The sequence below is a fragment of the Pseudomonas sp. 1 genome, assembly GCF_056626735.1.
In genome coordinates, this window is record NZ_JBWXMQ010000013.1 from 1 (window position 1) to 25,076 (window position 25,076).

General features: G+C 61.2%; 25 protein-coding genes. 10 read left to right on the top strand and 15 right to left on the bottom strand.

Annotated features, from left to right (window positions below; all coding sequences use genetic code 11):
- The 3 genes from AC1MDC_RS19450 to AC1MDC_RS19460 all read right to left on the bottom strand — a co-directional run.
- Positions 1 to 2,838: Ig-like domain repeat protein (locus AC1MDC_RS19450; RefSeq protein WP_480393514.1), on the bottom strand; the 2,838-nt coding region annotated here is incomplete at its 3' end.
- A 127-nt stretch (positions 2,839 to 2,965) separates the two neighbouring features.
- Positions 2,966 to 3,361, bottom strand: a complete 396-nt coding sequence (locus AC1MDC_RS19455) for a YbaN family protein (RefSeq protein ID WP_085699579.1) — start codon at positions 3,359 to 3,361, stop codon at positions 2,966 to 2,968.
- Positions 3,362 to 3,371: 10 nt separating this feature from the next.
- Positions 3,372 to 3,959 (bottom strand): UPF0149 family protein, encoded by a 588-nt coding sequence (locus tag AC1MDC_RS19460; RefSeq protein ID WP_085699577.1) that lies wholly within the window; start codon positions 3,957 to 3,959, stop codon positions 3,372 to 3,374.
- A gap of 277 nt (positions 3,960 to 4,236) precedes the next feature.
- Between AC1MDC_RS19460 and recQ the strand changes: the two genes are divergently transcribed.
- The 3 genes from recQ to AC1MDC_RS19475 all read left to right on the top strand — a co-directional run bounded on the left by recQ (position 4,237) and on the right by AC1MDC_RS19475 (position 8,844).
- Positions 4,237 to 6,366, top strand: a complete 2,130-nt coding sequence (recQ, locus tag AC1MDC_RS19465) for a DNA helicase RecQ (RefSeq protein ID WP_085703315.1) — start codon at positions 4,237 to 4,239, stop codon at positions 6,364 to 6,366.
- Positions 6,367 to 6,500: 134 nt separating this feature from the next.
- The gene (locus AC1MDC_RS19470) at positions 6,501 to 6,935 is read left to right on the top strand and encodes a MarR family transcriptional regulator (RefSeq protein WP_085683049.1); all 435 of its coding nucleotides are present in this window, start codon (positions 6,501 to 6,503) and stop codon (positions 6,933 to 6,935) included.
- A 127-nt stretch (positions 6,936 to 7,062) separates the two neighbouring features.
- Positions 7,063 to 8,844: a motility hub landmark protein FimV gene (locus AC1MDC_RS19475; RefSeq protein WP_480393515.1), complete on the top strand. Its 1,782-nt coding sequence runs from the start codon at positions 7,063 to 7,065 to the stop codon at positions 8,842 to 8,844.
- Between the two features lie 6 nt (positions 8,845 to 8,850).
- On the opposite strand, the gene AC1MDC_RS19480 is transcribed toward AC1MDC_RS19475, so the two are convergent.
- Positions 8,851 to 11,040 (bottom strand): patatin-like phospholipase family protein, encoded by a 2,190-nt coding sequence (locus AC1MDC_RS19480; RefSeq protein ID WP_480393516.1) that lies wholly within the window; start codon positions 11,038 to 11,040, stop codon positions 8,851 to 8,853.
- 70 nt (positions 11,041 to 11,110) lie between these two features.
- Between AC1MDC_RS19480 and AC1MDC_RS19485 the strand changes: the two genes are divergently transcribed.
- Complete coding sequence (locus AC1MDC_RS19485; RefSeq protein ID WP_085703317.1) at positions 11,111 to 11,398, top strand: Rdx family protein; 288 nt, start codon at positions 11,111 to 11,113, stop codon at positions 11,396 to 11,398.
- On the opposite strand, the gene AC1MDC_RS19490 is transcribed toward AC1MDC_RS19485, so the two are convergent.
- Both AC1MDC_RS19490 and AC1MDC_RS19495 read right to left on the bottom strand, forming a co-directional pair.
- The gene (locus tag AC1MDC_RS19490; protein ID WP_480393517.1) at positions 11,392 to 12,285 is read right to left on the bottom strand and encodes a DMT family transporter; all 894 of its coding nucleotides are present in this window, start codon (positions 12,283 to 12,285) and stop codon (positions 11,392 to 11,394) included. The genes AC1MDC_RS19485 and AC1MDC_RS19490 overlap by 7 nt on opposite strands.
- Positions 12,286 to 12,356: 71 nt before the next feature.
- Positions 12,357 to 13,121: a helix-turn-helix transcriptional regulator gene (locus AC1MDC_RS19495; protein WP_085699563.1), complete on the bottom strand. Its 765-nt coding sequence runs from the start codon at positions 13,119 to 13,121 to the stop codon at positions 12,357 to 12,359.
- A gap of 132 nt (positions 13,122 to 13,253) precedes the next feature.
- Between AC1MDC_RS19495 and AC1MDC_RS19500 the strand changes: the two genes are divergently transcribed.
- Positions 13,254 to 14,069, top strand: coding sequence for a UDP-2,3-diacylglucosamine diphosphatase (locus AC1MDC_RS19500; RefSeq protein WP_007958385.1), 816 nt, complete (start codon positions 13,254 to 13,256; stop codon positions 14,067 to 14,069).
- Between the two features lie 117 nt (positions 14,070 to 14,186).
- Here the strand turns inward: AC1MDC_RS19500 and AC1MDC_RS19505 are convergent, their stop codons facing one another.
- The gene (locus tag AC1MDC_RS19505) at positions 14,187 to 14,777 is read right to left on the bottom strand and encodes an HD domain-containing protein (RefSeq protein WP_480393518.1); all 591 of its coding nucleotides are present in this window, start codon (positions 14,775 to 14,777) and stop codon (positions 14,187 to 14,189) included.
- A 24-nt stretch (positions 14,778 to 14,801) separates the two neighbouring features.
- Entirely contained in the window at positions 14,802 to 15,113 is a 312-nt protein-coding gene (locus AC1MDC_RS19510) for an Mpo1-like protein (RefSeq protein ID WP_085699559.1), read from the bottom strand.
- A gap of 167 nt (positions 15,114 to 15,280) precedes the next feature.
- Here AC1MDC_RS19510 and AC1MDC_RS19515 point away from each other — a divergent pair, with 167 nt between their 5' ends.
- Positions 15,281 to 16,342: an AraC family transcriptional regulator gene (locus AC1MDC_RS19515; RefSeq protein ID WP_218191829.1), complete on the top strand. Its 1,062-nt coding sequence runs from the start codon at positions 15,281 to 15,283 to the stop codon at positions 16,340 to 16,342.
- On the opposite strand, the gene AC1MDC_RS19520 is transcribed toward AC1MDC_RS19515, so the two are convergent.
- Complete coding sequence (locus AC1MDC_RS19520; RefSeq protein WP_085699555.1) at positions 16,299 to 17,753, bottom strand: TrkH family potassium uptake protein; 1,455 nt, start codon at positions 17,751 to 17,753, stop codon at positions 16,299 to 16,301. The two genes, AC1MDC_RS19515 and AC1MDC_RS19520, sit on opposite strands and share 44 nt — an antisense overlap.
- Before the next feature lie 121 nt (positions 17,754 to 17,874).
- Here AC1MDC_RS19520 and AC1MDC_RS19525 point away from each other — a divergent pair, with 121 nt between their 5' ends.
- A complete protein-coding gene (locus AC1MDC_RS19525) occupies positions 17,875 to 18,441 on the top strand; it encodes a nitroreductase family protein (RefSeq protein WP_085699553.1) in 567 nt (188 codons plus the stop codon).
- 5 nt (positions 18,442 to 18,446) lie between these two features.
- Here AC1MDC_RS19525 and AC1MDC_RS19530 read toward each other — a convergent pair whose 3' ends face one another.
- From AC1MDC_RS19530 to AC1MDC_RS19555, 6 genes are all read right to left on the bottom strand, one after another.
- A complete protein-coding gene (locus AC1MDC_RS19530; RefSeq protein ID WP_085699551.1) occupies positions 18,447 to 19,787 on the bottom strand; it encodes a sensor histidine kinase in 1,341 nt (446 codons plus the stop codon).
- Between the two features lie 168 nt (positions 19,788 to 19,955).
- The gene (locus AC1MDC_RS19535) at positions 19,956 to 20,405 is read right to left on the bottom strand and encodes a Spy/CpxP family protein refolding chaperone (protein WP_085699549.1); all 450 of its coding nucleotides are present in this window, start codon (positions 20,403 to 20,405) and stop codon (positions 19,956 to 19,958) included.
- A 136-nt stretch (positions 20,406 to 20,541) separates the two neighbouring features.
- Entirely contained in the window at positions 20,542 to 21,219 is a 678-nt protein-coding gene (locus tag AC1MDC_RS19540; RefSeq protein ID WP_007958370.1) for a response regulator transcription factor, read from the bottom strand.
- 7 nt (positions 21,220 to 21,226) lie between these two features.
- Positions 21,227 to 21,637 carry an SH3 domain-containing protein gene (locus AC1MDC_RS19545; protein WP_085699547.1) on the bottom strand — a complete coding sequence of 137 codons (411 nt, stop codon included), beginning with the start codon at positions 21,635 to 21,637 and terminating at the stop codon, positions 21,227 to 21,229.
- Between the two features lie 120 nt (positions 21,638 to 21,757).
- Complete coding sequence (locus AC1MDC_RS19550; RefSeq protein WP_085699545.1) at positions 21,758 to 22,057, bottom strand: YciI family protein; 300 nt, start codon at positions 22,055 to 22,057, stop codon at positions 21,758 to 21,760.
- 1 nt (position 22,058) lies between these two features.
- Complete coding sequence (locus tag AC1MDC_RS19555; RefSeq protein ID WP_085699543.1) at positions 22,059 to 22,655, bottom strand: septation protein A; 597 nt, start codon at positions 22,653 to 22,655, stop codon at positions 22,059 to 22,061.
- A gap of 87 nt (positions 22,656 to 22,742) precedes the next feature.
- On the opposite strand from AC1MDC_RS19555, the gene AC1MDC_RS19560 reads away from it, so the two are divergent.
- The 3 genes from AC1MDC_RS19560 to AC1MDC_RS19570 all read left to right on the top strand — a co-directional run bounded on the left by AC1MDC_RS19560 (position 22,743) and on the right by AC1MDC_RS19570 (position 25,068).
- Entirely contained in the window at positions 22,743 to 23,606 is an 864-nt protein-coding gene (locus AC1MDC_RS19560) for a PHP domain-containing protein (RefSeq protein WP_480393519.1), read from the top strand.
- 13 nt (positions 23,607 to 23,619) lie between these two features.
- A complete protein-coding gene (locus AC1MDC_RS19565; RefSeq protein ID WP_139832613.1) occupies positions 23,620 to 24,249 on the top strand; it encodes an L-threonylcarbamoyladenylate synthase in 630 nt (209 codons plus the stop codon).
- Positions 24,250 to 24,369: 120 nt separating this feature from the next.
- The gene (locus AC1MDC_RS19570) at positions 24,370 to 25,068 is read left to right on the top strand and encodes a segregation and condensation protein A (RefSeq protein WP_170929752.1); all 699 of its coding nucleotides are present in this window, start codon (positions 24,370 to 24,372) and stop codon (positions 25,066 to 25,068) included.
- The last annotated feature ends 8 nt before the right edge of the window (positions 25,069 to 25,076 follow it).

A 25,076-nucleotide genomic window follows, 5' to 3' on the forward strand; every position in this document is an offset into this window, starting at 1 on the left:
TGGCACCGCCGCCTTCACCGTAAAGGCCCGTATCAGGCTGGAAACCGGGTCCGCTGCATATAGAGCGTGAGCTGTAATGTGATAATCCTTGATCTGGAGGTTGAGCAGGGTCTTGCTCCAGATGCCATCAACCCCAACGTCAACATTGCCGTGCGAGGTGGAGCCATCGAAAATCTCGACCTTCTCATCCCGGGTCGCGGTGCCTTTGATGGTGACCTGCTCAAAGAAGGTTTCGCCGCCCTCTGTAACCTCCCCATTGGCGTCAGTCACATGGGTGATCTTCGGCGTCAGCCAGTCGTACCGGGTTCTGATCGTCAGCGATAATTTCGGGAACTCAATCGCATTGACTTCCTGATTGGTGCCATCAAACGAGACTTTGCAAATCACGTTTGCCGGTGTGGAATGTCCCAGCTTCATTAACTCGCTTCGACGCAGGACTTCATTCAGCCCGCTGCTCACCTGCGCCGGAGTGATCTCGACGCCATCGAGCATCCTGATGACGTAGTCGCTGCCCGCTGCTGTCTTGCCTTCCAGCCTGAACCAGACGCGTTGCTTGAGCGCAATGAACGGCCATTTCAATACAAGAGCGCTTGCATCGCCGCTGAACGTCATCAGATCAAGAACATTGTTTGTTGCCAAAGGGACTTGCGGACGGGGCCAGTCGTTTTCAGGATCCTTGAAGTTGGAAACATACAAGTCCAATGAGTCCGAGGGAGTGGTTAAGCCAGAGCGTGTCACGCTATAACCAACGTCCACTCGTCGTTCGATGTTGGCGCCGATAACCGAGCCGGGAATACGAAAGGTGACGGTTCCACTGACATCCCCCGGCAATTCAAGATCAGTCGAGGTGCCAGCACCCGGTGTGCCGATCCAATTGAGGTTGATGATATCCAGACCGGGCTTCATGGTTTCGTAACTGACGCGTACATCGACGCCGTTGAGGCCGTCCTTCGGATTCAAAATGTCATCAAGGGCCTGAATCACCTTGGGCGGGAGAAGTTCGCCAACCAATTCACCAATTAACAAATCGAGCGTTGCAGAATGTTCGTAACGCTGAGTGGAGGGGCGCAGCAGCACATATCGCACCTTGACGTACTGCCCGATATTGCGCGTGACGTACTCTGCAGGCACTCGAAAACGCAGCGGGTTACCGGCGCTCAGCGCCGTAATGGGCACCCAGTCGCTGATGCTGCCGAACGGATGGGTCGCTTGCCAATACCAGGTCACGATGTCGTCTTTTTGCGTCGGCGGATTTTCGATGAATATGTGGACGACATCGAAGACTTTGGATGGGTCGAGCACATCTGGATTTTTGCCGGCTTCCTCCACCTCGGGCCTGCGCAGTGTCGCGGTGACGCCTTGTACCCTGACCAACAGATGCTCTGAATCACTGATGCCGTAGAACTCCGGTTTGTCATTGGACACGGTATACCAAAGATCGAGACGGCCGTTGTCGAGCACGTTGATGTGCTCTGCGCCGACGTCAACAGTGAAAAAGCCTTCTTTTGCCTCGTTGTCACTGACGGCATGAGTGAACTCATGGACATAGGGCTGACCGTTGGACTTTTCACCTATCCAGTGACCGGCGACCAGATCGCCATTGGCAATGGCTGCGTACCCGATTCGCACCGTGGCGTAAGGCCTGTGCGGCTCGAGTATGTCACCCAGCAACTCGAGAATCGTCGGTGCGTCCGGCATTGAAACGTCACCCACCACGTCGGCAAATTCGCGTTTGGAGGATAGCGGCGGACTTCCGTCCGCTTTCGTCAGCACGTAGGAGGCATCAGCCCGGCCCATGGCGATGGCGCGGACTTGCGCGTACGGCACCTCGAATGGCAAGACACTCGGGATGCTTTCCACCAGTTTGGTTTCGGTGTGAATCAACGGCTTGCCAGTAAAAGGGGTGCCGATCCAGGTCATTTCAATTGAATCTTTCAGCGCGAAATCTGAGCCCGCGATAGGGACCTGGACCGTGACGTTCTCCTTATTCAAGTTGATGATGGTGATGATCCCATTAACCGATTCCTTGATGATCGGGGCTTGCAGCCGCCAGGCGCCGGCGTCGACGGCAATCCGAGTGCGTTTGGAGTGCCGGGAAGACCAGTTCCATACTTCATCGTGAGGGTCGTACTTGATTTCCAGCGTCGGGCTGTCGCCACCGGCCAGAATGTCTTCCTGTTTGGCGACGATCACGATGGGGTCCTTGCCCTCTGCCTGAGCTTGTGTAACAAGGTGCGGCGCCAGGGTATGGCTGCCCCAGCGCATCAGAATCGTGTCTCGCAGTGTGATTTCCGGGTAGGCACGAACAGTCAGCGGAACGCCTTTTTTCGCCCACTCGGCGTCGATCACTCCCTGATCGATGATTTCCTGCGGCAGTTGCGCGATGTGCAGTTCGGAGTGCCCGTCGGGTAGATGGGGTTCCCTGTCTCGGCCACCGGGGCTGGTGAGTTTGATCCGAAACAGTGACAACACAGAGGGATCGTCCGGCGCGGTTTCGCCAAACCGGGTCAACTCATAAAAGCATTCATGCAGACCGGGAGAGAACAGCGCTTTGGGCAGATAAAAGAACAGGTGCTTGTCTTTTTCCCCCGCTTCAACCATTCGGGTGAGCACCGGAACGTCATCCCAGTAAACGACATTTTTATCACCCTCCAGCATGTCGAGGTACGCCACAATTACGCACAGCACGCCGTTGGCGCTTTCCTCGACCACTGCAATATTGATCCCGCCATCGGCATCCACGACCGGCGCGACTGCGCCGCTGATCTGCATGGGCCGAAGCGCCCTTGTGACGGGCTGATTGAGATCGGGAAACAGAAGCAGGCTTTTGGTGGGCATGACGAAACTCCTGAACGAGCACGCAATGGGATCGCAGACGGTTTTTATTGAACCTGAGGGGAGGAGGGAGAGGTACTGTCAGATCTGACAGGTGCGCAGGTTTTTTAGACCAGCGGTCGCTGAGTGCTCAGCGTTTGTGCAGGGTTTTCTGTCGCAGAATGTAGACCGTCACCAGCACCGCACTGGTCAACATGAACCCGCGCGCCCACGGCAGCGGCACCAGGTAGCATGAGAACAGAATGCTCGCCCACATCAGCCCGATCGCGTAGACCTTGCCCTTGAGCGGTATGCCATTGCCATTGAGGTAATCGCGGATCCACGGCCCGAGCCGGGGATGCTCGACCAGCCATTGATAGAAACGCGGAGAACTGCGGGCGAAGCAGGCGGCTGCCAGCAGCAGGAAGGGAGTCGTGGGGAGAACAGGCAGGAATATCCCGATCACCCCCAATGCCACGCTGAGCCAGCCGGTGGCCAGCAGGATGTAGCGCAACATCAGGGAGCGCTTGCCTATGGGGTTGTCCATAGGCCGGATCTTAGTGGTGACGTGGCTTGAGGATCGCCGGTTTTTCGTCAGGTGCCTGGCACAGCAGGTACAGCGCGGTCAGGGCTTCTGGAATCTGCACGATCATGTCGTCCATCAGGTTGGCGTCCCTGGCGATATCTTCGAACTCGGGCTGTTCGTCGAACAGGCCCGAACCGACCATGATCGGCAGGAGCATTTCGCTGACTTCTTCCTCGGCGGTTTCGAACCAGGCCGCTTCGCGCAGGAACACGCCTTCCATGAAGCCGATGCACCAGCCGCGCAGTTCGGAATCGTCCGGCTCGTCGCCCAGGTCCAGTTCGCATGGCAGCTCGAATTCTTCATCCGACGCCAGTTGGCGGGCGATGTGAGCTTTCAGGCCGATCAGCGTGGCTTCGATCTCTTCACGCTGGGCTTCGCTGCTGTAATGCGGCTCTTCGGCGAACAGGGCGTCGATCCACTCACGGTCCGGCACCACGTCGGCGCAGATCGACAGCGCGGTCAGGTAACCGTGAGCGGCCACGTAGTCCAGCGCCTCTTCATGCAGCTCGTCGGCGTCGAGGAAGACTTGCAGGCGGGTTAGTTGCTCGGCGAAGGACATTAAAGGGCTACCTTGGGGGAATAAACAATGCGGGAATTCTAGGCCTTCTTGAGCCCTCAAGCCAGCCGCACGGCAGATTTGCCCGCACAAGCTTCTTATCGGCGGTGCCCTTTGCCGGGGAGGGCTCGGGTATACTGCCGCGCTTTGCGATCCCTGCCGGTGTCGCGGCTGAATCCGTACGGCGTCATGCAATGCGCCCTTACGTTTTGTTTAAAGCAGCCTCGGCTGTCTTGAACCAGCCTGTGCAGGGATGTTTCGGTGGATTTTTGGAGTTTTTATGCTCGAACAGGCTCAACGCGTCCTCAAGGACATCTTCGGCTACGACAGTTTCCGTGGCCGTCAGGGTGCAATCATTGAGCGCGTGGCCAGTGGTGGTGATGCCCTTGTCCTGATGCCGACCGGCGGCGGCAAGTCGCTGTGCTTCCAGGTGCCGGCGCTGCTGCGCGACGGCCTGGCGGTGGTGGTGTCGCCGCTGATCGCGCTGATGGACGATCAGGTCGCCACCCTCGAAGAGCTGGGCGTGGCCGCCGCCGCGTTGAACTCCACATTAAGCGCTGAACAACAGCGCGACCTCGCCAACCGGATCAAGCGTGGCGAAGTGAAAATGCTCTATCTGGCGCCGGAGCGTCTGGTGCAGCCGCGGATGCTGTCATTTCTGCAAGGCTTGAACATCGCCCTGTTCGCTATCGACGAAGCGCACTGCGTGTCGCAATGGGGCCACGACTTCCGCCCGGAATACCTGCAACTGGGGCAACTGGCGGAAATGTTCCCCGACGTGCCGCGCATCGCCCTGACTGCCACCGCCGACAAGCGTACCCGGGAAGAAATCGTCACCCGTCTGCATTTGCAGAACGCCGAGCGTTTCCTGTCGAGCTTCGACCGGCCGAACATCTTCTACCGCATCGTGCCCAAGGAGCAGCCGCGCAAGCAGTTGCTGGCGTTCCTCGCCGAGCGGCGCAGCGATGCCGGCATCGTCTACTGCCTGTCGCGCAAGAAGGTCGAAGAGGTGGCCGCGTTTCTCACCGAGCAGGGCTTCCCGGCGCTGCCGTACCACGCCGGTCTGCCCAACGATCTGCGCGCCTATCACCAGAAGCGCTTCCTCAACGAGGAAGGCTTGATCATGGTCGCCACCGTGGCGTTCGGCATGGGTATCGACAAGCCTAACGTGCGCTTCGTCGCTCACCTTGATCTGCCTAAATCCCTTGAAGCCTATTACCAGGAAACCGGGCGCGGAGGCCGTGACGGTCTGCCGGCGGACGCGTGGATGGCCTACGGTCTGCAAGACGTGGTGATGCTCAAGCAGATGCTGCAGAACTCCGAGGGCGACGAACGCCATAAGCGTCTGGAGCAGCACAAGCTCGACGCCATGCTCTCGCTCTGCGAAGAAACCCGCTGCCGCCGTCAGGCACTGCTGGCGTATTTCGACGAAGACATGCCCGAGCCATGTGGCCACTGCGACAACTGCATCGACGGCGTGCAGACCTGGGACGCCACCGAGCCTGCGCGTCAGGCGCTGTCGGCGATCTACCGCACCGGGCAGCGTTACGGCGTCGGCCATCTGGTTGACGTGCTGCTGGGCAAAGACAACGAAAAGGTTCGCAGCTTCGGCCATCAGCACCTGTCTGTGTTCGGCGTGGGCAAGGCGCTGGGGGAGAGCGAATGGCGTTCGCTGTTCCGCCAATTGGTCGCCCGTGGCCTGGCGGACGTCGATCATGAAGGCTACGGCGGGCTGCGTTTGAGCGACACCTGCCGGCCGCTGCTCAAGGGCGAAGTGAGCCTGGAGCTGCGCCGCGACCTCAAGCCACAAATCACCGCCAAGAGCGGCAGCAAGAGCCAGGCCAGCCAGCTCGTGCGTGGCGAAGAGCGCGAACAGTGGGAAGCGTTGCGTGCCCTGCGGCGCAAACTGGCGGAAGAACACGGCGTGCCGCCGTACGTCATCTTCCCCGACTCGACCCTGCTGGAAATGCTCCGCAGCCAGCCGACCTCGCTGGCCGACATGGCCCGGGTCAGCGGCGTCGGTGCGCGCAAGCTGGAGCGTTACGGCGAAGCTTTCCTCGAAGTGCTCGGCGGCGAGGCCGAGGCACCGAAAGTCGTGGCCGACGTGCGCCACGAACTGATCACTCTGGCCCGCGCCGGCATGACACCGTTGCAGATTTCCGGTCAGTTGCAGTGCTCGGAAAAAAACGTCTACGCCATGCTCGCCGAAGCCATCGGCAAGCAGCAGTTGTCGCTGGAACAGGCGCTGGATTTGCCGGAAGACCTGATGGGTGAAGTCCAGGACGCATTCCTGGACGGCGAAGGCGAACTGCCGTCCGTCGCCGAAGTGGCCGAGCTGTTTGCCGGTCGTGTACCGGAAGGCGTGCTGTACTGCGTGCGGGCTGCGCTGCAATCGGAGTTTGAAATGTAAGAGGGCGTTTGTGCCAACCCTCATGCGGTTGTAACGATTCAGTACGGGGCGCCTCTTGCCTATAGGCAAATGTCATGCTTAGCTGACTAATAATTAGTTTTTCTCTATTTGTTCAGTCTAATCATGAGTGTTTTATGCCGTTAACCGATCAACACCGTTTTGGCATGCAATTGGCCCAGATGTCCCGAGGCTGGCGTGCCGAACTGGATCGCCGGCTGGCCGGCCTGGGTTTGTCCCAGGCGCGCTGGCTGGTGCTGCTGCATCTGGCGCGTTTCGAAGAGGCGCCGACCCAACGTGAGCTGGCGCAAAGCGTCGGCGTCGAAGGGCCGACCCTGGCCCGTCTGCTCGACAGCCTGGAAAGCCAGGGACTGGTGCAACGCCAGTCTGTAATGGAAGACCGTCGGGCAAAGAAAATCGTGTTGTGCTCACCGGCCCTGCCGCTGATCGAACAGATTGAAACCATCGCCACGCAACTGCGCAAGGAATTGTTCGAGGGTATCGATGAGGCCGACATGAAGGTGTGCATGCGGGTTCACGGGCACATTCTGGCCAACCTGGAAAAGTCTTGAGGCATAACCGCGTGCCGTTTTTTTGAGAGATCGCGCTGGGCGGACTATAAGAACTACTGGGCAATATCGTGTTCGTACCGGATGTGCGAACGCATAGAAGTCGGTTTTGCTTATTTAAGGGATGCTCATGCTCGGAAGTCGGCACGTGGTACTGCGTTGTACCAACTCACTGTTGGTGGCCGGTGTTCTCACCTGGTCCACCGCATCATTGGCGTTGGGGCTCGGTGACATCACCGTGCATTCGGCCCTCAATCAACCACTCAAGGCTGACATCGCCCTGGTGGATGTCGGGGCCGTCAGCGAAAGCGATCTGGCGATCCGTCTGGCCTCGGCGGACGAGTTTGGCCGCGCCGGTATCGAACGCGTGTTCTTTCTCAATGACCTCAAGTTCACCCCGATTCTGCGCGGCAATCGCAACATGATCCGGGTGACCTCCAGTAAACCGGTCAATGAACCCTTTCTGAATTTCCTGGTGCAACTCGATCAGCCCAATGGGCACCTGCTGCGCGAATACACCGTGCTGATCGACCCGCCGGGCTCACCGGGAATAGTCCCGGCCACCGACGAGCCGACTGCGCGTGCGCAATCGTCGGAATTCCCGACCCCCGAGGCTCCCTCCGCAACGACGCCGGCCAAACCTGTTGCACCCTTGCAGCCACCGGCCCCGGTCGCCGACGTGCAGGCCGAGCAATTGGCGGCGAGCCTTGTGCAGAACCAGCAACTGCAAAAAACCATCGATGAATTGAACGTGAAGCTTCAGGCCCAGGCAGTGCTGATCGCTGACGGCAAGAAACAGCTCGGCGAGCTGCAGGCCCGTCTGATTGAAGTGCAACAGGCACCACCGGCACCCGCAACACCCGTGGCGCCTGTGCCGGCGCCGGTCATTGCCCCGGTCGAGTCTCAGGAGGATTTACTCAACTGGCCGCTGCTCGGCGGATTGTTGCTGGTCCTGGGATTATCGGTGGCAGGGCTGTACGTGCGCCGGCAACGCCAGCAGGCGCAAGGGACTGCTGCGCCGTTGCCGTTCCTGCCGGTACGAAACGAACTCCCGGTCGACGACACCGAACCAATGCAGCCGAGTGCCGTGCACAGTGCGGTCGAACATCGCGAAGACCACGCCAACGGCGATGTGCTGGAAGCGGTCGGCATTTATCTGGCCTACGGTCGCTTGAGCGAGGCTGCCGGTTTATTGCGTGATGCATTGCAGCGGGAGCCGGAGCGCATTGACCTCGGCGTGCAGTTGCTCGAAGTGCTGGGGCGGCAAGGCGACTCGCCGGCCTATGACGAGCAGGAAGCCCGTCTGCGTCAGCTCGGGGTCGAGGATCAGCGCTTGCAGGAGATTCGCGCCCGCTACCCGAAACTGGTCAGCGCCGCACCTTTGGTGGCGGCGGCCCCGGTGATTGCCGAGCTGCCGATCGAATCCTCCGGGTCTGTCGAACCGGTAGTCGAAGACAATTTCGAACTGAATCTGGACCAGCTCTCGATGGCCTCCAGTTGGGATCTTGAGGAAACTCGCCCGGCCAGCGCCGAACCTGAGCAGGCTCCATCGACGCTGGGCTCCGATCTGCAGGTATTGCCACAGGATTTCGAACTGCCGGAAACCCTGCCCGACGATGCCGAAACCGCTGAACTGGAATGGATCGTCGAACCAGAAACGCAGCCGCTGGACGAGGACTTTCTCAACGAGTTTGGCGATCCCGGCCCAGCGCTCTCCCTGGAGCCACTGGAACTGCAAGCCCCGGAACCCGAACCCTCGGACGCCGAGAACGCCGGCAAACTCGAACAGGCCCAGACCTGCATCGATGACGGCGATATCGATAGCGCCATTGCCTTGCTCAACGAACTGCTCAAAGAGGCTGACGAACCTCTCAAGCAAACGGCGCGCACGCTGTTGGCCGGGATTCGCTGACGACGGTCAGAACGTCTGCCCGAGGTTCAGGTACACCGCCTGCTCATCCGCATCGTTCAGGCCATAGCTGAAATTCAGCGGCCCCAGCGGCGTATCGAAACCGATGAACACGCTGGCGGCGTTGATGTAGCCGCTGTCGAATTCATTGTCGTTGTTCCACGCCCGGCCCCGTTCCAGTGACGCACCGGCGTACAACGGGAAGTCCAGCGGCAGGTATGAGCGCGGGGTAAGGCGGCGGTAATACACCGCGCGCATCAGACTGACGTTTTGCCCGGAGATCGCATCCTCGCGGAAACCCGACAATTGCCGGGCGCCGCCGAGCAGGAAACTGGAGGTCACCACGTTGGCATCGTCCAGCGTGCGACCGTAACGACCGCCCAGGATCAGCGTATCCGGGCCGCTGCTCATGGCCTTGTCCAGTTTGAACTCCCACTGCCGGTAGCGTGTGTCGGAACCCAGGCTCGGTTCGAACTGCACCAGCGTCAGGCCGATGTCTTCGCCTTCGTGGGGGTAGTAGACGTTGTCCAGCGAGTCGAACGAGTACTTCAGCGCATAGAACCCTTCGTTGAAGTTTTCGCTCGGCAGATCCTGATCGCCGATCCGCACATCCGCCTTGCCCCAGGCCTCGCCGACGCCGAAGCGCACTTCGCCGCTGTTGCCGATCTGCCGGCCAACGTTGAGGCCGAAGCCGTAGCGCTCGACGCGATACTGGGCGATCGGATCGTTGTCCAGAACCGAGTCGACGTTTTGCGCGGCGAACGACGCATAAGGCGCCACGAAATAGCGAGAGCCCACATCCAGCGGCTGATAGAACTCGCTGTACAACTCTTGTTTATCGCCGATTTGTGCCCGGGTCAGCCATTCCGCGCCGAGGCGGTTGATGCCGTTCATTCGGTAACTGGCGCCGAGGTTGAAGGCGCTGTCGCCGCGCATGTCATCCGACAGATTGAGGCCGACCCGCAGGTAATCGGTGCCGGTACGTTTGCCCCGCGCGCTGATCACCAGCGTGTGATCCGCGCCCTTGTGGACCACGCGGTATTGCACCTGCTCGAAGTAGTCGAGGCCATACAGCGTGCCCATGTCGGTTTGCAGACGACCCAGGTCCAGCGGCTCGCCGATGTGCTGGCGGATGTAGTAGCGGATCACGTCGTCGCCGACTTTCGAGTCGTTCTCGACCTTGATTGCGGTAATGATCGGCGTGCGCTGGCCCGGCGCGCGGGCGGCATTGAGTTCGGCGTCCTGCGACTGCACGGGTTTGAGGCGGGCGAGGCGTACGTCCAGAGCCTTGGTCGCGCGGTAGCCGGCGTCGATCATCTCCTGGCCCCGACCGAAGTCGGTGGCGCCGAAACTGGCCAGCGGCGGCTGGATCAGCACGTCATCGGGATGCAGGGTCGCCAGTTGCTCTTCGGAGTTGCGCCGGGTCATCAGGGTGATCGACTGGTTCAGCACATCGACCACGGTCACCAGTTGCTTGCGGTTGCGCAGCGGGGTACCGATGTCGACCACGATAGCCACGTCGACGCCCATTTCCCGGGCCACATCGAGGGGGATGTTGTCGGTCATGCCGCCATCCACCAGCAGGCGGCCGTTGAGTTCGACCGGGGCGAACACCGCCGGGATCGACATGCTGGCGCGGATCACCTGGGGCAGGTGACCTTTGCGGAACACCACTTTTTCGCCGTTGGCGATGTCGGTGGTCACGGCGCGGAACGGGATCGGCAGCTTGTCGAAATCCCGGGTGTCGCTGGTGTGGGCCAAGAGGCTTTCCAGCAGTAGCGCAAGGTTCTGGCCCTGAATCACGCCCAATGGCAGGCCGAGGCTGCCGTCGTCGCGAAAGCTCAGTTTCTGTTTCACCAGAAAGTCGCGGTCATCCTGCTTGCGCCTGAACGGTACGTCTTCCCGGGGCGGGGCGTCGGACAGTGCCTGCTGCCAGTCGATGGTCAGGGCGAGTTTTTCCAGTTCGTCGATCTTGTAGCCCGAGGCGTACAGGCCGCCGACCACCGCGCCCATGCTGGTGCCGGCAATCGCATCGATCTTGATGCCTTGTTCTTCCAGGGCCTTGAGCACACCGATGTGCGCCAGGCCACGGGCCGCGCCGCCGGACAGCACCAGGCCGACTTTCGGGCGTGTTGCCTCACTGGCATGAACGAACAGGGGAAGGAAACCAAGCAGCAGGCAGATCAGAAGACGACGCATCGTGAGTCTCGGGGCGAGCGATAAAGCCGGCTATTATAGCGGCGCCCCTCTGGCTCAGGAGTTTCAGCGCATGACCGACACAAAACCGGAAATCGTCATCACCTATTGCACGCAATGCCAGTGGCTGTTGCGCGCCGCGTGGCTGGCGCAAGAACTGCTCAGCACCTTTGGCGATGATCTCGGCAAAGTGTCGCTGGTGCCGGGCACCGGCGGGATATTCAACATTACCTGCAACGACGTGCAGATCTGGGAACGCAAGGCCGACGGCGGTTTCCCGGAGGCCAAGGTGCTCAAGCAGCGGGTGCGCGACCAGATCGACCCTGATCGCGACTTGGGCCACAACGATCGTACTCAGTGAGAGGTCGCCTCGGCCGCGACGGTTTTCTTGTCGTTGCTGCCTGACATCCGGCTCGACACCACGATGGCAACGATGATCAACGCGCCGCCGATCAACATGCGCAGGGTCGGATTTTCATCGAACAGCAGCCAGGCCACGGTAATTCCGTACACCGGCTCCATGGCGAACACCACCGCGGCCGTGCGGGCCTTGATTACCGCGAGGCTGGCGACAAACAGGCTGTGGGCAACGCCGGTGCAGAACACCCCGAGCAGACCGATCCACACCCAGTCGATGGCGCGCACTTGGCTCAGTTGCGGCGCCGCGACCGGCAGCAGACACAGCGCCACCACCACGTTCTGACACAACGCCGCCTGCACCGCCGGGATACGTCCGGAGCTGGCGCGGTTGGTCAGGGACAGCAGGGAAAACAGCAGGCCGGACAGGATTGCCCAGAGCAGGCCGGTAGTCGCGCCGCTGGCCAGATCGAATGCCGGCGTCACCAGCACCAGCCCGACACTGACCAGCGCCACCAGAATGATTTCATTGGCGCGGATGCGCTCGCGGAAGATCAGCCCTTCGAGGATCACCGTGAAGGCCGGGAAACTGGCGAAACCCAGGGTCGCGATGGCGACGCCCGCGACCTTGACCGCAATGAAGAAACTTACCCAATGGCCGGCCAGCAGCACGCCGCTCAGGGCCAGTCGTCGCCAGTCGACGGCCTGCAATTTCTGCCAGCCGCCCTGTTGGGCGAAACGGGCGAAAAAGGCCAGGGCCAGCACGGCGAACGCGGCGCGTCCGAACACGATGACCGCGGGCGTTGCGGCTGCGAGTTTGCCGAAGACGCCGGTCAGGCCGAACATCAGTGCGCCGATATGCAGGGCGCCCAGGGCGGTACGGGGAGTCATTGCAGTCCTTTTTCAAACACCATTACAGGCACACATTGAAGCGTGTCCCGACGGGAAAGTCTGTCGGCAGGCTATCGACTTTTGTCGTCAGCCTCGCGCCGCAATTGTGTAGGAGAGATACCAAATTCACGCAGGACGGCGGCCGAAAACGCACTTTGCGAGTTGTAGCCGACTCGGCAGGCCACTTCACCGACGGGCAGCGTGGTGTTGCGCAACAGCGCGACGGCTTTGTGCAGGCGTCGGCTGCGAATGTAGTCCATCGGTGTTTGCCCGCATTCGGCGACGAACCGCGCATGCAGCCGGGCGCTGGATAACCCGGCGACGCGCGCCAGATCCGCGACTTGCAGCGGATAAGCCGCGTACTGCTCGATGTGCGCATCGAGTGCCGCAAAGGGCAGGCGGCGCGCGGTGATCTCGGTGGGTGGCACGTGGTTCAGGCTTGCCAGCAGCAACACCGCGCCCTGTTGCGCAATCAACGGATCGTCCACCGGGCTGTTCGCCAGCCAGTTGACCAATTGACCTTGCCCCGCATCCAGCGACAAACGGGCGGCGTTGTCCAGCAGTCGGCGGCTGGCATCGGCGTGATCGCCCAGTGAGCGTGTCAGCCATTGTTCGTCGGGCACATCCAGTACCAGACAGCGGCTGCCCTTGGGGCTGCCGCACGCGTGATGCGCACCGGCGGGGATCACCACGAAGCTCTGCTGCATTACCTGACTGCCACGCCCTGCGACTTCGAAATCCAGCGCGCCGGACAGGCCGAACACCAGTTGCGCGTGGTTGTGGCTGTGGGCGATCAGGTCGTGGCTGTAATGGCGCAGGGTCAGGATCGGTTGCATGGTGGTCTCCGGGCGAGCCGCCAGTCTACACCGGCACAGGGGCGGCGCGTTTGTCACACGACTGACGCATGCTTGTCATGGTCGATTAACCGGGCGCGCGCACAGTGGCGAAAACATCGCAGAGGGTTGCCCATGACCAGCGCCGAGCTCGCCAGACCCAGCCGTAAACAACGGGTTCGCACCCTGTGGATCTCTGACGTGCACCTGGGCACGCGGGATTGCCAGGCCGAGCATCTGTCGCAATTTCTCAAGGGCTATCACGCCGACAAGATCTACCTGGTGGGTGACATCATCGACGGCTGGAAGCTGCGCGGTGGCATGTACTGGCCGCAGGCGCACACCAATGTGATCCGCCGTTTGCTGACCATGAGCAAACGCGGCACCGAGGTGATTTACGTCACCGGTAACCACGACGAATTCCTGCGCCGCTATTCAAAACTGATTCTGGGCAATATCCAGTTGGTCGACGAGGCGGTGCACGTCACGGCTGATGGCCGGCATCTGCTGGTGATTCACGGCGACCAGTTCGACGTGATCACCCGCTATCACCGCTGGCTCGCGTTTCTCGGCGATTCGGCCTACGAATTCACCCTGACCCTCAACCGCTGGCTCAATCACTGGCGGGCGAAATACGGTTACGGCTACTGGTCGCTGTCGGCTTATCTCAAGCACAAGGTGAAGACTGCGGTCAGCTTCATCAGTGACTTCGAGGAAGCCATCGCCCACGAATGCGTGAAGCGTGAGCTGCACGGGGTGGTCTGCGGGCACATCCATCACGCCGAGATCCGCAAGGTCGGCGAGGTGGATTACCTCAACTGTGGCGATTGGGTGGAGTCCTGCACGGCGCTGATCGAGCACTGGGACGGTACGATCGAGTTGTATCGCCTGGCGGATGCGCAGGCGCGGGAAGCGGAATTGAAAGCGGCGAAGGTTGCCGAGCTGGCCTGAGCGATGGCCCCTGTGGGAGCGAGCTTGCTCGCGAATGCAGTACATCAGACAAAGCAGTATTGACTGACACTCCGCAGTCGCGAGCAAGCTCGCTCCCACAATGGATCGGGATTGTCTTTATGCGGGGGTGTGCTCTTCCATCGCCGCTTTATAGATCGAGTTTTTCGGCTGGGCGAACAGCCTTTCCACCATCGGTTCGAAGAAGTTCAACGGCAAGGTGTCGTACTCGGGGTCGAACGCCGCCGCGTCGTATCTGGCGCAGAACTCTGCGGTCGCCAGAAACTGCGGATGGTCGCTGAATTGCTCGCGCAGGTGCCGATCCATGCCAAGGTGATGGAAAAAGTAGTAGCCCTGGAAGATCCCGTGCTTTTCCACCATCCACAGGTTTTCGGCGCTGACGAACGGCTTGAGGATGGCGGCGGCGATGTCCGGGTGATTGTAGGAGCCGAGGGTATCGCCGATGTCATGGAGCAGGGCGCAGACCACGTATTCCTCGTCGCGCCCGTCGCGAAAGGCGCGGGTTGCGGTTTGCAGCGAGTGGGTCAGGCGATCCACCGGAAAACCGCCGAAATCGCCTTCCAGCAGTTTCAGGTGGGCCATGATCCGGCCCGGTAATTGGCGGGCGTAGGCGCTGAAGTCCGCCGCAATGATCGCCCAGTCGTCCTGTGTACCGTCCTTCATGTGGGTGAAACGGGCAGTGGCATTCATCGGCAATCCTCTTGGTCGGAATTTCTAGAACGGCACGCGGCCCAGGATCATGTCGCGGTACATGACGAAGTCGCCGAGCAGGCTGTAGAACGGGTGCTGGAAGGTGGCCGGGCGGTTTTTCTCGAAAAAGAAATGGCCGACCCAGGCAAAGCTGTAGCCCGCCAGCGGTAACGCAAGCAACAGCAGCCAGGCGCCCTTGGCGATGGTCAGGGCAAGAATGAAGATCACCAGCGTCGTACCGATGAAATGCAGGCGACGGCAGGTGCTGTTGTTGTGCTCGCTGAGGTAATACGGATAGAACTCGGCGAAGCTGTTGAAATGCCTGATGGTTTCCACGACTGCGATCTCTGTGGTTGTTGTTCTGATTGCAAGTTGTTCGGCGGGTAGCTTATTTGAGTCTAGAGTGATCAATGGCGTCGGCCAGTGACAATCGGCGCCACTTTACTATCCTTGGAAAATCCGCCGTAGAATGCGGCTCATCATGTCATCCAAGAAAAAACGCCATGAGCGAACGAACGACTTCTGCAAGCTGGGCAATGGGGATTGTCAAAGCACTGGAAATGGACGGCCTGGATTGCCGGGTTCTGTTCAAACAGCTAGGGCTCGATTACGCGGCGCTGGATGATCCGGATGCACGCTTCCCACAGGATTCCATGACCCGACTCTGGCAACGGGCGGTCGAGCTGTCCGGCAATCCGGCCATCGGCCTGAACATGGGCAAAGTGGTGCGGCCGGCTTCGTTCCATGTCGCGGGTTATGCGCTGATGTCCAGTAATACGCTGGCCGAAGGTTTTCAGCGACTGGTGCGTTATCAGCGAATCATCGCCGAAAGTGCCGACCTGAGTTTTCGCCTGCTCGACGAAGGTTATGCGCTGATTCTGACGGTGCATGGCGATCACCTGCCGCCGACCCGGCAAAGTGCCGAAGCCTCGCTGGCCTGCGCGCTGGCGCTGTGCGGCTGGCTGACCGGGCGCATGCTGCACCCGCGCAAAGTGCTGGTGCAGGGCGACGAGCCGGATGATCTTGAACCCTACAAACAAGCCTTTCATGCACCGCTGGTGTTCAACGCGCCGTACGACGCGCTGATCTTCGAACGGGCCGACATGGAAGCGCCACTGCCCACCGCCAACGAAGCGATGGCGCTGTTGCACGACCGGTTTGCCGGGGAATATCTGGCGCGGTTTTCGGAAAGTCGCGTGACTCACAAAGCACGCCAGGTCCTGTGTCGTTTGCTGCCCCAGGGCGAGCCCAAGCGCGATACGGTGGCGCAAACCCTGCATCTGTCGCAGCGAACCTTGCAACGGCGCTTGCAGGAGGAGGGCACCAGTTTTCAGCAGTTGCTCGACGACACCCGCCGCGAACTCGCCGAGCAATACCTGGCGCAGCCGAGCATGACCTTGCTGGAGATTGCCTATCTGCTGGGGTTTGCCGATCCGAGCAACTTCTTCCGCGCCTTCCGTCGCTGGTTCGACACCACGCCCGGCGATTACCGGGCGCGGTTGCTGGAAGCGCCGAACGCGATCAGTGACGCCAGAACGCCGGAATACACAGTACAAACACCGTAATGATCTCCAATCGGCCGAGCAGCATGCCGAACGACAGAATCCATTTGGCCGCATCCGGCAGACTGGCGAAGTTGCCGGCCGGGCCAATGGTCTCGCCCAGGCCGGGACCGACGCCGGACACGGTGCTGGCGGCGCCGGTCAACGCAGTCATCCAGTCCACGCCCAATAGCGACAGCAGCAGGGCGATCACGCAGATAGTGATGGCGAAGAAGAACGAAAAGGTCAGAATCGAACGGACGATTTCTTCGTCGAGGCGGTGACCGTTGTACTTCTGCTTGATCACCGCCCGTGGGTGAATCAGCTGGTTAAGGTTGGCCTTGAGCAGGATGTAGGCGACCTGAAAGCGGAAGATCTTGATCCCACCCGCCGTCGATCCGGAACAGCCACCGACGAAACCCAGATAGAAGAACAGCATCAGCGAGAAATTGCCCCACAGGCTGTAGTCCCCCAATGCAAACCCCGTGGTAGTGACTACCGACGTCACGTTCAGCGCCACATGGCGCAGCGCGTCCAGCCAATGCAGGTTGGTGGTCCACCAGTACCAGGTGCCGAGCACCAGCCAGGTCACCAGCAACATGCCGAGCAAACCCTGCACCTGTTGATCCTTGATCAGCGCCCGACGGTTGCCGCGCAGCGTTGCCACGTACAGGGTGAACGGCAGGCTGCCGAGGATCATCACCACCACCGCCACCCAGTGCACCGCCGGTTGCGTCCACTTGGCCAGGGACTGGTCGGAAGTCGAGAACCCGCCGGTGGAAATTGCCGACATCGCGTGGTTGATCGCATCGAACGGGCTCATCCCGGCCCACCAGAACGCCAGGCTGCCGAGAATCGTGATGCCGACATAGGCCGCCACGATCAGCCGCGCCACCATATGCGAGCGGGGCATGACCTTTTCCGAGCGGTCCGAGGATTCGGTCTGGAACAGGCGCATGCCACCGATACGCAGCAGCGGCAGGATCGCCACCGCCATGCCGATGAAGCCGATGCCGCCGATCCAGTGCAGCAGCGAGCGCCACATCAGGATGCCGGGGGACATGTCGTCCAGATGATTGAGCACGGTCGACCCGGTGGCCGTGATGCCGGACATGCTTTCGAAGAACGAGTCGGTGTAGCTGATGTGTTGGGTCAGCAAAAACGGCAGTGCGGCGAAAATGCACACCACCAGCCAGCTGCTGACGGTCAGCAGGTACATGTCCCGGGGGCGCAGGTGGATGTGTTCCGGACGCCCCGGAATCACCAGCGCGAGGCCGGCGACGAAGGTGATCATGCTCGCCCAGAGGAACGACGGCAGATCGCCGGTGCGCTCGAAAATCACCAGGGTGGCCATCGGCACGACCATGGCGATGGCCAGGGTGATCAGGAAGATGCCGATGATGAAACCAATGATCCGTAAGGTCGGCAACGCCATGAAGTCCGCTCGGGCTGATGTGGGAAGGGCGCCATTCTACCTGCGGTGCAAGGCATGTAAACCGACGCGTCTGGATCACTTGCAGCTAGAATAGCCGGACATTTTTTTCAGGAGGTGGCCGATGCAGGCTCTCGACGCTTTGCTCAACCGTGTTTCCGTTCCACGACTGATCGATCCGGCCCCTACCGCCGAACAGCGCGAAGTGCTGTTTGCCGCCGCGACCCGCGCACCGGATCACGGCCATTTGCAGCCGTATCGCTTCCTGACCGTCGAAGGTGCGGCGCGTGAGCAGATGGGCGAGTTGCTGGCCGAAGCTGCAAAAATGCAGGAAGGCGAAGTCACTGAAGCGATGATCGACAAGGCGCGCAACGGTCCGCTGCGCGCGCCGCTGGTGGTCGTGGTCATCGCCAGGTTGCAGGATCACGTCAAATACCCGAAGGCCGAGCAACGGCTGGCGGCGGGCTGTGCAGCGCACGGAATTTTGTTGGCGGCTTATGCGCAGGGGATTGGCGCGGTGTGGCGTACCGGTGATCTGGCGTACTCGAAACATGTCGCCAAGGGCCTGGGCCTGACGGATGACGAAGAGGTGATTGCCTTCCTGTACCTCGGCACGCCGCAGAAAGAACCGCGGGTGGCCGAGAAGGTTGATCTGGCGGAGTTTGTCAGCGCCTGGCCGGCAAAGGCTTGACTCCATCAGGGCTGTACAACAGCTCCCGGCTCCAGCGGTAACTCCAGACTGGCCACAAAACCGCCCTGCGGATGATTGGCCAGCACCAGCGTCCCGCCATGCCGCTCCGCCGCCCGTCGGGCAATCGCCAGTCCCAGGCCATGCCCAGCAGCGGTCTGCCCCGGCGCCCGATAAAACGGTTCGCCCAACTGGCTCAGATGCTCTGCCTGCACCCCCGGCCCATGATCACGCACGCTGACCACGATCCGCTCGCCCTGACGTGACGCCTGCATTTCAATTGCCTGCCCGACCGGGTTGAAGCGCTGGGCATTGCGCAGCAGGTTGTCCACGGCGCGTTCGATCATGGTCGGCCAGCCTGTCAGATTGAGCGCCGGCTCGGCTTCCAGTCGCACCGTCTGCTCCGGCGAGCCGAGTTGCGCGTCCTTTTGCACGGTGGCGAGCAAGGCATTCAGATCCACGTCTTCGGCGCTGGCATTGTCGGCATCGACCCGCGCCAGCACCAGAATTTCACTGATCAGCGCTTCCAGCCGGTCGCATTCGCGGGTCAGTCGCGGCCAGAGTTTTTCCCGTTCTTCGGGGCTCGCCCGTTCAGCCAGTGCCAGGGCGATGCGCAGCCGTGCCAGCGGTGAGCGCAATTCGTGGGATACGTCGCGCAGCAACTGGCGCTGACTGCCGATCAGGCTTTGCAGGCGGGCGCCCATGCGGTTGAAGTCGTTGGCCAGCACGCCGAATTCATCGCGGCGGTTGGCCAGTTGCGCCAGGCTGTTCTGCTGATAGGTGGTCTGGCCGAGGTCGTGCACTGCGCCGCGCAAGCGACTGAGCGGGCGGGTGATGGAAAACGTCACCAGAAGGCTGAAGAGGGTCAGCACCACCAACGCAATGCCCAGCGCACTCAACGGCCAGAGCAGGCTTTCGCGGTGCCAGGCGTCGAGTTCCGGGTGCGGGATGCGGTAGATGAAGAGGTAGGTGTCGCCGCTTTTGTCGCTGGTGAATTCGTCGGTCAGACGCCTCCATGGCAGGCGTCGGTCATCGTTGTGCTGCCGCGCCTCGAAGGCGGCCGCACGCCGGGGGAAGGTGCCGCGCACCAGCGGGTCGCCGCTTTCGTTCAGCACTTGAACGTCGATGTGGTACTGGCGTTTGCGCTGTTCGAGGATGTCCTGTGCGGCGTCTTCGCCCTGGGCTTCGTAAGTCTGCGTCCAATCGGCGGCCAGGGTGTTGAGGCCCGGATGGCGGCTGAGGATCCATGCGTCCTGGTTGAGCATGTGCCCCAGCAGAATGGAAAGCCCTGCAACCAGAGCGATGGCCAGCCAGAAGCTGGCGAGGATACGCCAGAACAATGAACGCACAATTATTCCTCAGAACACACGCAAAACCCTGTGGGAGCGCGCTTGCTCGCGAATGCGGTGGATCAGACAAGAACATGCTGACTGACACTTCGCATTCGCGAGCAAGCTCGCTCCCACATCGGGCTGGATAAACAAAGACCCGACGGCGTGAACCGTCGGGTCAGAACATTATTGCGCTTTTTGCGGCTGTTGCGCTTTCCAGGCTTTGAACTCGGCCCATTCGGCGCGACGCTCGGCCTGTTTCTTCTGGATCTCGTCGAATTTCTTCTGTTGATCCGGTTTCAACACGGCGCGGACATCGGACTCGGCTTTCTTGTGGTTGGCCGCCATCTCGTCCTTCATGGCTTTCTGGTCGGCTGGCGAGAGTTTCTCCAGGTATTTTTCGACCGTCTGCTTACGTTCGTGCATCTGCTCGCCCATGATCTTGCGGATCTGCTCGCGCTGTTCGCGGGACAGGTCCAGCTCGCTGTACGGGCCTTTGCCGTGCATGCCGTGCATCTGACCGCCATGGCGCGGGCCGTCCAGCGGGCCACCCATCGGGCCGCCATCTTGTGGCATGGCCATGGCGACGGTCGGCAGGGCAGCGGCAAACATCAGAGCGATAAGTGTCTTGCGCATGGTGAATCTCCTTTGTCTCGTTCCCGGTACGTTCCGGATGAGTACAGATTACGGAGATCAAGGTCAGCGGCGGTCAGCGCTGTGTAAAGCTTGGGTAAACACGTTTTCGCGCCGACCTGACAAAACTTACAGACAATCAGAGGCTGTAGTAGTAGCCACGGCTGCGCAGGGCAACGATGCGTGGGCGGCCGTCGGGGTGCGGGCCGATCTTTTTGCGCAGGTTGCTGACGTGCATGTCGAGGCTGCGGTCGTACAGGGTCAGCTTGCGGCCGAGGGCGATCTGCGCCAGTTCCTGCTTGTCCAGCGGCTCGCCCGGTTGCTTGAGCAGGGCTTCGAGCAGACGGCTTTCGGAGACGGTGAGGGTGAATTCCTTTTCGTCGATGCTGACCACGCCGCGCACCGGGCTGAAGCTCAGGTCGCCCAGTTCGAGCTGGGTCGACACGGCAGCCGGGTGGCTGCGGCGCAGCACGGCACGCAGGCGGGCGGTCAGTTCGCGCGGATCGCAGGGTTTGGCCAGGTAATCGTCGGCGCCCAGTTCCAGGCCGAGGATCCGGTCCAGCGGTTCGCCCCGCGCCGAGAGCATCAACACCGGCAGGTCGGCGTGATCGCTGCGCAGTTGCTTGAGCAGTTCCAGGCCGCTGCCATCGGGCAGCATCACGTCCAGCACCACGGCCGCCGGCGCGGTCTCGGCCAGCGCCTTGCGGGCGCTCTGACCATCGTGACAGGCCCGGACCTGAAAGCCTTCCTGGCTCAGCCAGCTACTCAGGAGTTCACACAACTCCTGGTCATCATCAATCAGTAACAGCTCGCTCATGACTCACTCAATTTAGCCATTGCCGACGTTTTCGGCTTGCTCCACTGGCAAAGATACCGCAGAGCAGCGCCAATAGCGCTACCCCGGCCCCGGTGACGAACCATTGCTGCTGTTCGGTCAGCAGGCGCGGCAGCGGGCTGGCCTGGGCTTCCTTGAGTTGCAGCTTCAGACGCTGGTTCTCCTGGCGCAGCCGGGCAAGCTGGGCGCTTTCGCGGGTGTTGTCGGCATTTTGCAGTTGTTTGCTCAGTTCTTCCCGTTGCTGCTCGCTGACCTTCAGGCGCTGCTGCAACTCAGTGATCTGACTGCCGGCGCTCAATGAAAGCGGCGTGGAATTGCCGTCTTCGGTGCTTTCTTCACCATGAGCGGGCGCCACGATCGACAACGTGACCAACATCAGACACAACGGACCCTTGCGCATCGCGACTCCTGTTTCCAAATGGATATTGGGCAGGTTGTCGGCCGGCAAACGAGAATAATGAGCGATTGAGAACGCGATGAGCCGACAAGGTTCATCGCGTTGAGGTATTGGCGGGGGAGGTTACGGCAGGACTTGCTTGAACGGCTTGACGATCACGTTGGCGTAGACGCCGGCGGCGATGTACGGGTCGGCATCGGCCCAGGCTTGCGCCGCGCTCAGGGAGTCGAATTCGGCAACGATCAGGCTGCCGCTGAAACCTGCTGCGCCCGGATCATTGCTGTCGATCGCCGGGTGCGGGCCGGCCAGCACAATGCGGCCTTCGCCCTTGAGCACTTGCAGGCGTTCAAGGTGCGCCGGGCGCGCAGCGAGGCGGGCGTCCAGGGAATTGGCGACGTCGGTGGCAATGATGGCGTAGAGCATGTCAGTCCTCGGTTTTTGGCGTTGTGGTATCGGCGTCGTGCAGGTGACGGGACAGGTAGATGCCCTGACCGACCAGGAACAGCACGGTCATGCCCAGGCTGCCGAACACCTTGAAGTCCACCCAGATGCTCTGGAAGGTGAAGGCGACGAACAGGTTGGCGGCCCCGCAGAACAGGAAAAAGGCGATCCAGGCGATGTTCAGCCGGGTCCAGACCGGATCCGGCAGGGTCAGCGCGTGGCCCATGATGCGCTTGATCAGCAGGCGGTCACCGATGAAATGGCTGCCGATGAAGGCCAGGGCAAACAGCCAGTTGACCACCGGGGCTTTCCATTTCAGGAAGGTTTCGCTGTGAAAGGCCAGAGTCAGGCTGCCGAACACAAGGCAGGCGACCAGCGTCAGCCACTGGCTCTTCTCCAGCTTGCGCTGCTTGATGAAGAGCGCGCCGTACACCACCAGGGAGCTGATGATCAGCATGGCGGTGGCACTGTAAATGCCGCCTACCGTCAGTTCATGGCCGGCAACGTCGACGGTGCGTGGATCGAGTTTGTAGACGATGAAGAACAGCAGAAGCGGGATGAAATCGATGAATTGTTTCACAGTGAGAGCCAGAAGCTGGATGTGGCGGCATAATAACAAACATATGGGCGCGCGATAGCGCCAGCTGATTTGAGGTTACTCATCCCCGTGAATGTTGATTTGCACTGCCACAGCACGGCCTCCGATGGCGCCCTGGCGCCTGCGGCACTGGTTGCGCGTGCGTTCGAGAACGGCGTGCGAGTCCTGGCCCTGACCGATCATGACACCCTCGAAGGCCTCGCCGAAGCGCGCACGGCCGCCGAGGCGCTGGGCATGCAACTGGTCAATGGCGTCGAGTTGTCCTGCACCTGGGGCGGGGCGACCATTCACGTGCTCGGCTACGGTTTCGATGTCAACGCCGCACCGTTGGTCGAGGCGATTGCGCAATTGCACGACGGCCGCTGGCTGCGGTCTGAGGAAATAAGCCGCAAGCTCGCCCTCAAGGGCATGCCGAATGCGCTCGATGGCGCGCGGCAGATCCAGCAGGAACTGGGCGATAGCGGCAATGCGCCGGCCCGTCCGCATTTCGCCGACTGGATGGTGCGTGAAGGTTTTGTAAAGGATCGCGCCGAGGCGTTTCGCAAATGGCTCGGCGCCGGCAAGCTGGGGGACGTCAAACAGCACTGGCCGACCCTCGAAGACACTGTCGGCACGCTGCGCGCCGCCGGCGCCTGGGTCAGCCTGGCGCATCCGTGGCACTACGACTTCACCCGCAGCAAGCGCCGAAAGCTGATTGCCGACTATATTCAAGCGGGCGGGCATGCGATCGAAGTGGTCAACGGTCACCAGCCTGCGGAACAGGTGGGCAGCCTTGCAATCCTTGCCCGTGAGTTCGGTCTGCTGGTCACTGCCGGCAGTGATTTCCATGGCCCTGGTGGCTGGTCGGAGATCGGCCAGTACCGGCCGGTGCCGGAGGACCTTCCACCCCTGTGGTGTCGGTTCAAACATGACACAGTTATTGCCGCCGTCTGAACAGGTAGAGAATGTGAGTCAATTTTTCCAGATTCATCCGGAAAACCCGCAAGCGCGCCTGATCAAACAGGCGGTCGAAATCATCCGCAAAAGCGGGGTGGTGGTCTATCCAACGGACTCTTCCTACGCAATCGGTTGCCAGATCGGCGACAAGAACGCCATCGAGCGCGTTCGACGCCTGCGTCAGCTCGATGAAAAGCACAACTTCGCGCTGATCTGCAGCGACCTGTCGCAACTGGGCAATTACGCCAAGATCGACACCGGGACCTTTCGAATCCTCAAAGCCCACCTACCGGGACCGTACACCTTCATTCTCAATGCCACTCGCGAAGTGCCGCGTCTGTTGCTGCATCCCAAGAAGCGGACCATCGGTCTGCGGGTGCCGAGCCATCCCATCGCGTTGGCTTTGCTGGCCGAACTGGGCGAGCCGCTGATGAGCGTGACCCTGATCATGCCGGGCGAAGAAGACCCGCTGAGCGATCCGTACGAAATGCGCCAGTTGCTCGAGCATCAGGTGGACCTGATCATCGATGGCGGTTCCGGCGGCATCAAGGCCTCCACCGTGATCGACCTCACGGGCGATGATCCGGAAGTGATCCGCGTCGGTTGCGGCGATCCGGCGCCATTCATGGTCGAGGCCTGAATGTCCGCAGTGGAAACCGTTGATCCCCAGGCCGGTGCCCAGCAGGAACTGCCGTTTGCCATGGTCTATGGCCAGGCGGTCACGGAAATGCCGCTGGACCTGTACATCCCGCCGGACGCCCTGGAAGTCTTCCTCGAAGCCTTCGAAGGCCCGCTCGACTTGCTGCTGTACCTGATCCGCAAGCAGAACATCAACATCCTCGACATCCCGGTGGCGGAAATCACCCGCCAATACATGGGTTATGTCGAGCTGATGCAGTCGGTGCGTCTGGAACTGGCCGCCGAATATCTGGTGATGGCCGCGATGCTGGCCGAGATCAAGTCCCGGATGCTGCTGCCCCGGGCCGAAACCGTCGAAGACGAAGAAGAAGACCCGCGCGCCGAACTGATCCGCCGCCTGCAGGAGTACGAACGGTTCAAGGCTGCTGCCGAAGGCATTGATGGCCTGAGCCGGGTCGGTCGCGACGTGATCGTGCCCAAGCTCGACGCTCCGGAAGCCCGCGCGCGCAAGCTGCTGCCGGACGTGGCACTGGCAGAAATCCTGATGTCCATGGCCGAGGTGCTGCGCCGTGGCGACATGTTCGAAAGCCATCAGGTCAGCCGCGAGGCACTGTCCACCCGCGAGCGCATGAGCGACGTGCTGGAGCGGCTCAAGGGCGGCGGATTTGTGCCGTTCGTCGAGCTGTTCACCGCCGAGGAGGGCAAGCTCGGCGTGGTGGTGACCTTTATGGCGATCCTTGAGCTGGTCAAGGAATCCCTGATCGAGCTGGTGCAGAATGAGCCGTTCGCCGCGATCCACGTGCGAGCCCGAGCCGAATAACGAGTCCC